Raw genomic sequence first — 7,119 nt, forward strand, 5'->3', positions numbered from 1 at the left:
CGCCTAGACCCGCGTCAGCATGCGCCGCGGCAAGCGGCCCGTGAAGGCGGGCAGCAGCGCATTGATGCGCCGCGCCGCTTCCTCCTGGCAGAACTGGCGCGACACCAACTGGAATATTTCCCCGCGCAACAGCCAGAGGTGCTGCGCCGTGCACGCCGCATCGATGCGCCAGCGCATGCGTTCGCACATCGGTCCTTCGCATTGCTCAAGCGCCTCCTGAAGCTGGAACCGCAGCTCCTCCAGTTGCGCCTTCGGTATCTGTGTGGAGCTTTCGTACAGCCAGCTGTGCAGCGACCTTTTCCATTCCATCATGGCTTTCCCCTGTGGATGTCGCTGATGAGTGCGAGGGTTGCAGGGCCGCGCCTCAGCGCACGAAGCGGCCTTCAAGGTCCACGATGGAAAGGTCCGCGAACTCCAGGCCCGTGTGGTCGTCGGGGCTGAAGCTCACCTCCAGACCGCCCAGGTCGTAGCGCTTCATGTTTTCCAGGGCTGTCAGCAGCGTCTCCCGCGTCGGGTTCTTGCCCGCGCGCCGCAGGCCTTCCACCAGCACCTTGGCGGCGGCATAGCCTTCCAGCACGGCGGGCGACAGCGCCAGGTTTTTGGCCTTGGCCAGGTCCATGGCTTCCTGCACCATGGTGTAGGCATAGGAGCGCTCGGACGGGTAGACCTGCGTGACGATGACGCCGCGCGAATGCTCGCCCAGCGCCTTGACGAAGCCCGCCGAGGCGTTATTGGACAAGGTCACCACACGGATGGACGACTTGGTGGCGCGGATGGCCTTTACCCCTTCGGCCACCGCGTTGGCCGAGCCTATCCACAGCACGGCCTGCGCGTCGCTTGCCACGATGGGCGGCACGAGTACGCTGTAGTCGGGCTTGCTGCGGTCGGCTTTCAGCACATGTGTGGGGGTGAGCTTGGCCTGGGCAAAGCCCCTGTTGGCCCCCTCCAGGCCGTCGCGGCCGAAGGAGTCGTCCGCATGCACAAGGGCGATGCGCGTGATTCCCAGCGTATTCAGGTGTTCAATGGCTTTCTGGGCCTCGCGCTGGTAGGTCGCGCGTACATTGAACACATAGCGGTTCACCGGCTGGTGCAGGATCATCGCGCCCGTCGAGGGGCCTACCAGCGGCATGTGGTTGGCTTGCAGCACGGGCAGCACCGCCTCGGTCGGGGGCGTGCCGCGCGTCAGGAAGAGGGCAATGGCGCCGCGATCGGCCAGTTTCTGCGCGTTTTCGCTGGCGAGCTTGGGATCGAACTTGTCGTCCAGCGACACCAGCTCCAGCGGCCGGCCCGCGATACCGCCCCGCGCGTTCACCGCGTCGAACCACAGGCGCGCGCCGTCCGTGTTCTCCTTGACGCCGGCCGCCACGGGGCCGGTGAACCCGGCGGTCTGGCCGATCACGATCTGGGCTTGTCCCGCGCCGCACAAGGCGGCAGCCAATATCGCCGTGGCCAGCAGTCTTACGTTCTTCGTGTCCATTTGTTACCTCTGCGCTTCTTTGGGCGAACATTACGGACGACTTCCCATAAGATCAAATACGATCCCGGCCACCTCTCCAGATAAAAAAAGTATGAAGCCTGAGAGAAACCAGGCGCCACCCCATCCAGCCCTGGGCGGCCGCGTGTTGCGCTTTTACGAGGGAAAATTGCCTGGCAAAGCCCGGCAAAACCCGCCACGGGCGCGCTGGTCAAGCGCTGGCAGTCGCAAGCCTCGATGCTGGCACTGGTGGGAGGCGAATTTGTTTCAATTGGTAACTTAAGCGAATTGCCATGCGCCGCAAACCCAGGCGCTTCCTACCGCGCTTACATCTGTAAGGCCCGAATCGCGTCACGCTGCATCACGCCCGCGTCACCCCGGCCGCAGCATCGCCATGGTGATGCGCGACACACAGGTCAGCTCGCCCGCGTCGTTGTGCAGGTCTATCTGCCAGACCTGGGTGCTGCGGCCTATGTGCACCGGGCGCGTGATGCCTGTGACCCAACCGTTGGTCGTGCCCTTGAGGTGGTTGGCGTTGATGTCCAGCCCCACGGCCCGATGGCCCGCGGGCGCCGCAAAAGCCGCGCCGCAGGAGCCCAGGGTTTCGGCCAGCACCACCGACACACCGCCGTGCAGCAGGCCATACGGCTGCACCGTGCGTCGGTCCACCGGCACCCGTGCGCGTATGAAGTCGTCGCCGACTTCCAGGAACTCGATGCCCAGGTGTGTCACCGCACTGTCGGCGTTGGCGGCGGTGAGCAGCGCGACGGAAATGGGTTGTTGCCAGATGCGCATGTGATGGGCTCCACGGAATGTCGGTCTCCCACTATACGGTTGCGGCCTACAGAAGATGGGCGGCTTGTCGCCCAGGCAACAGCCGGGCCGCACCCTAAGCTTGGTGGGCATGAGAAAGAGGCTTCATCAATGACACGCAAAAGCAGATGGCTGCTGGCCCTGGGCATCATCGCGATCCTGGCGGCCGCCGCCTGGCTCGCAGTGCTGCGCCTGGTGCCGTCCGACGAGGAACTGGCCCGCCGCGCTTCGGTGGAACTCGAAAGGCAGCTCGGCGTCAAGGTTCGCGTGGGCGCGGTGCACTGGCGGCTGCTGCCTTCGCCGGCCGTGGTGATGGAGGACGCCGCCACCGAGCAGCCGCAGCCCATCGTGATCAAAAAAATGACCGCCTATCCCGACGTGTTCGCGCTGGCGCAGCGCCGCATCAAGATAGACCGGGCCGACCTGGAAGGCGCCGTGGTGCCCCAGCTCTCGCTGCACGGCCTGGGCAGCGGGCGCGAGAAGGACGAGATGGCGAGCGAAGAACTGCCGCTTGCGCGCTTTGTGTTTCGCGACGTGACCTGGATCTCGCGGCGCGGCATCGCGGTGGTGTATGAGGGCGAAGTCGATTTCGACCCCGGCTGGCGCCCGCGCAAGGCCGAGTTGCGCCGGCCCGGCTTTAAGCCCGCGACCGACCTGCTGCTGACGCGCCACGGCCAGGAAGACCGCTGGGCCGCGCGCATCCATGTCGGCGGGGGCACGGCCGACGGCGAACTCAGGCTGGACTTCCGCGCCAACGGCCGCATGCACCTGGAGGGCACGCTGCAGCCGCGGGGCGTGGAGGTCGAAAGCATGATGGCGGCGTTCAACCGCCGGTCCGTCGTCGCCGGCAATGCATCGGGCGAGACCACGCTTTCCGCCAACGGCGACACCATGGGTGAGCTCGCGCGCTCCTTGCATACGCGGACGCCCTTCACCATCGGCAAGTCCACCCTGCTGCGCTTTGACCTGGACAAAGCCGTACGCACCGCCGGCAAGGAGCACGCCGGCCAGACTCCGCTCGATTCGATCACGGGCCAGCTCGATACGCAGAACACGCCGCAGGGCATGGTCATCACGTACACCAATCTCAAGGCAAGGTCAGGCTCGCTGAGCGCATCGGGCCAGGCCAAAATCGCCAACCGCCAGATCGAAGCCGAGTTCGCGGTCGACCTGGTGGACGGCATTGTGGGCGTCCCGCTCAGCGTCAGCGGGCCGCTCGAGGATGTCAAATTCTCCGTGCCCAAGAGTGCCATCGCCGGCGCCGTGGTCGGCACCGCCGTGCTGCCGGGTGTAGGCACGGCCATCGGCGCCCGCATAGGGGCCACACTGGGAAAGATCTTCAGCCCAGGGCCCGCATCGCCGGCGTCCGCGCCGGCGCGTGCCGTCAGTCCCGCCCGGAACCGGTAAGGTACCCCGGCCTGCCGCAGGTCTTTGAAGGAACGCCGCGGGTGCATGCGCGTAAAATCGTCCGCGAATCCCGCGCGCCGTTTGTAAGCCCCCCGCTTTGGCGCAGGCTTATCGCCGGCAACGGTCCTGCCTCCTCCATCAAGGACCCCGACATGCCTCAGTCCCTATCTTCCGTACCCACGCCGCTGAAACGGGCGCTCGAGCAGAACGAGGCCGTAAAAGACAGCGCGGAGCAGTCGGCCGCCGAACTGACGGTGATCAACACGGTGCTCAAACAGGAAATTCCGCCCGAGGTGCAAACCGGCGACGTGGCCCAGGCGCTGGAAAAAACCGATGCGCTGGAAACCCGGATTCAGGAATCCGCGGAAGACCTGGCCCAGGTCAACGAGGTGCTGGAGCAGCAGATTGATGAGCGCGCCGACCTGGAGCGCGAACTCAGGGCCACCAAGGCCGCCCTGGCCAAGGCGACAGGGCGAGCTCAAACCAAATAAGGCAGCGGCCCATGCGGCCTGTCCCTGATTTTGCTGTTGTTGAACGGTTTATCAGGGTTTTTACCTAGAATCCATTACACTCCGGTGCTTCCGCCGCCGGTCCGCGCTTTTACGCCGGTCCGCAGCTTGTTGTTCACCGCCAAGGCTGCACGGCCTTGTTCTTCCGGCTTCACGGCCGCCCCCTTTTTTGGAGATTCGCGATGTTTCGCCGCCGCTTCCTTTCGCTTGCCCCTCAATTGGCTGCCCTTGCCGCCGCCCCCGCTTTTATCCGCAATGCCTATGCCCAGGACGGGCTGACGGCCAAGGCCATCACCATCGGCTGCACAGGTGCGACCACCGGCCCGCTGGCCGGCGTGGGCGCCGAGCTGAAGCAGGGCGTGGACGCGGCCATGGGCCAGATCAACGCCAAGGGCGGCGTGAACGGCCGGGTGCTGCAGTTCCAGATGATGGACGATGGGTATGTGCCGCAGCGCAGCGCCGACAACGTCAAGAAGATGATCGGCGACGGCAGCATTTTCGCGCTGATGTCCTGCGTGGGCACGCCCAACAACACCGCCATCGTGCCGCTGATTGAAGAGTCCAACCTGCCTTACGTCGGCCCACGCTCGGGCGCTTCATCGCTGCGCAAGCCCGGCATGCGCAACGTCTTCCACGTGCGCGCCAGCTACACCGACGAAACCCAGCGCCTGGTGCAGAGAATTGTGAGCATGGGCATCAAGGACCTGGCCGTCGTCTATCTGGACAACGACTACGGCAAGGAAGTGCTGCTCGACGTCAGCCGCGCGCTGCAGGCGCAGGGCGGGAAGGCCGCAGTCCAGGCGGCGCTGGCCGTCGACGGCAAGAACCTCAATGAGGTCGTGAACCAGGTCGTCGCGGCCAAGCCCGGCGCCGTGCTGCTGGGCACCGCAGGGTCGGTTTCCGTCGGCCTGATTACCGCGCTGAAGAAGGCTTCGCCCGCGCTGCCGATTGCGGGGCTGAGCGTCACGCTGGCCGGCGACGGCATCAAGGCCTTGGGCGCGGCCGGCGCCGGCCTGGCGCTGACCATGGTGTTCCCCGACCCGTACCGCGCCAAGCTGCAGGTGGTGCGCGACTACCAGGCCGCCATGCGCAGCATCGGCCAGCAGGAGTTCTCGCCGGTCAGCTTTGAGAGCTACATCAACACCTTGGTCATGGCGGAAGGCCTTGAGCGCGCCGGCCGCGAGGTAACGCGCGCCAAGCTGCGCAACGCGCTGGCCGGCCTGCAGAAGTTCGACCTCGGCGGTTTCAGCATCGACTACGCCGCACCGCCGTTCGCGGGTTCGAAGTTCGTGGAACTGGGCGTGCTGGGAGCCGGCGGCCGCTTCGTCGGCTAAAAACGACCAGGCCTGAAGTCAGAAAGCCCCGGCTGGTGCATCACCAGCCGGGGCTTTTTTGTTGAGGGCCGACTCAGCGTTTGCGATTGAGCAGTGCGTAGAGCAGGATGGCGCCAAAAGTGGCCGTGCCTATGCCGCCCAGCGCGAACTGGCCGAAGCGCAGCGTGAAGTCGCCAGTGCCCAGTACCAGCGTGATGGCCGCGACGATGAGATTTTTGTTGTCCGAGAAGTCGACCTTGTTGTCCACCCAGATCTTGGCGCCGGCCACGGCGATCAGGCCGAACACCACGATGCTCACGCCGCCCATCACCGGCAGCGGGATGGCCTGGATCAGCGCGCCGAATTTGGGGCTGAAGCCCAGCAGCACCGCGATCAACGCGGCCACCACAAAGACGGCCGTCGAGTAAATCTTGGTCGCGGCCATCACGCCGATGTTCTCGGCGTAGGTCGTCACGCCCGTGCCGCCCGCGCCGCCCGACACCATGGTGGCCACGCCGTCGCCGATAAAGGCGCGGCCCATGTACACGTCGAGGTTCTTGCCGGTCATGGCCGTCACCGCCTTGATGTGGCCCAGGTTCTCCGCCACCAGGATGATGGCCACGGGTGCGATCAGCAGCATGGCGCTGGCGTCGAACACCGGCGCCGTAAAGCCCGGCAGGCCGATCCAGGCCGCGTTGGCGATGCCCGAGAGGTCAATCGGTTTCCCCAGGCCCAGGCCGTTGGTGAGCACCGCGTAAATCACGCTGGCAAGGATCAGGCCCACCAGGATCAGGAGGCGCTGCACCATGCCCCGCGCCATCACCGCCACCAGCGCCACGCTGACGAAAGTCACCAGCTGCATCCACGCGTCGAAATTGCCGGCAGCCATGTTCTTGACGGGAATGCCGGCCAGGTTCAGGCCTATCACCGCCACCACCGCGCCCGTGACCACCGGCGGCATGAAGCGCTCTATCCATCCCGTGCCGACGGCCTGCACCACCACGCCGATCAGCGTGTACAGCGCGCCGCAGGCGATGATGCCGCCCAGCGCCACGCCGAGGTTGGTGTTGGACCCCTTGCCGGCATACGCCGTGGCGGCGATGACCACGCCGATGAAGGCAAAGCTCGAGCCCAGGTAGCTGGGCACCTTGCCGCCGGTAATCAGGAAGAAGATCAGCGTGCCTATGCCGCTCATCAGAATGGCGATGTTGGGGTCAAAGCCCATCAGGATGGGCGCCAGCACCGTGGCGCCGAACATCGCGATCACGTGCTGCACGCCCATGACGGCGGTCTGCGGCCAGGGCAGGCGTTCATCGGGGCTTATGACCCCGCCTTGCTGCAGTACCGCGCTGCTTTTTTCCGTCCAGTCCAGCATGCCCATCATGTCTCCTCGTTGTAAAAGTGAGGCAATGCTAGGGGGAATGGCGCCTGTGCACAAGGCTAACCCTCTTATTCCCTCTCCCCCTGGGAGAGGGTTAGGGTGAGGGCCGGCGGCCCGCAACCAAGCAAGGCGAAACACCAACGCCGCTGGCCCTCATCCCGGCCTTCTCCCAGAGGGAGAAGGAGCAACCCCGGTCAGGCCAGAAAGGCCGCCACCTCACGC

At 65.6% G+C, this 7,119-nt stretch carries 7 protein-coding genes; 3 read left to right on the forward strand and 4 right to left on the reverse strand.

The window, feature by feature from the left end:
* Positions 1-3 precede the first annotated feature (3 nt).
* From AC1DXS_RS02400 to AC1DXS_RS02410, 3 genes are all read right to left on the reverse strand, one after another.
* Complete coding sequence (locus tag AC1DXS_RS02400) at positions 4-312, reverse strand: hypothetical protein (RefSeq protein WP_477735982.1); 309 nt, start codon at positions 310-312, stop codon at positions 4-6.
* A gap of 52 nt (positions 313-364) precedes the next feature.
* Complete coding sequence (locus AC1DXS_RS02405) at positions 365-1,477, reverse strand: ABC transporter substrate-binding protein (RefSeq protein ID WP_477735983.1); 1,113 nt, start codon at positions 1,475-1,477, stop codon at positions 365-367.
* Positions 1,478-1,846: 369 nt separating this feature from the next.
* Positions 1,847-2,269: a hotdog fold thioesterase gene (locus AC1DXS_RS02410; protein ID WP_477735984.1), complete on the reverse strand. Its 423-nt coding sequence runs from the start codon at positions 2,267-2,269 to the stop codon at positions 1,847-1,849.
* A 129-nt stretch (positions 2,270-2,398) separates the two neighbouring features.
* Between AC1DXS_RS02410 and AC1DXS_RS02415 the strand changes: the two genes are divergently transcribed.
* The 3 genes from AC1DXS_RS02415 to AC1DXS_RS02425 all read left to right on the forward strand — a co-directional run bounded on the left by AC1DXS_RS02415 (position 2,399) and on the right by AC1DXS_RS02425 (position 5,537).
* Complete coding sequence (locus AC1DXS_RS02415) at positions 2,399-3,694, forward strand: hypothetical protein (protein WP_477735985.1); 1,296 nt, start codon at positions 2,399-2,401, stop codon at positions 3,692-3,694.
* Positions 3,695-3,846: 152 nt separating this feature from the next.
* Positions 3,847-4,185 carry a hypothetical protein gene (locus AC1DXS_RS02420; protein ID WP_477735986.1) on the forward strand — a complete coding sequence of 113 codons (339 nt, stop codon included), beginning with the start codon at positions 3,847-3,849 and terminating at the stop codon, positions 4,183-4,185.
* A 200-nt stretch (positions 4,186-4,385) separates the two neighbouring features.
* On the forward strand, positions 4,386-5,537 hold the full coding sequence (locus AC1DXS_RS02425; RefSeq protein WP_477735987.1) for an ABC transporter substrate-binding protein: 1,152 nt from the start codon (positions 4,386-4,388) through the stop codon (positions 5,535-5,537).
* A gap of 73 nt (positions 5,538-5,610) precedes the next feature.
* Here the strand turns inward: AC1DXS_RS02425 and AC1DXS_RS02430 are convergent, their stop codons facing one another.
* Positions 5,611-6,897, reverse strand: a complete 1,287-nt coding sequence (locus AC1DXS_RS02430) for a solute carrier family 23 protein (protein ID WP_477735991.1) — start codon at positions 6,895-6,897, stop codon at positions 5,611-5,613.
* Positions 6,898-7,119 lie beyond the last annotated feature (222 nt).

The sequence above is a fragment of the Polaromonas sp. P3_B1 genome, assembly GCF_056402935.1.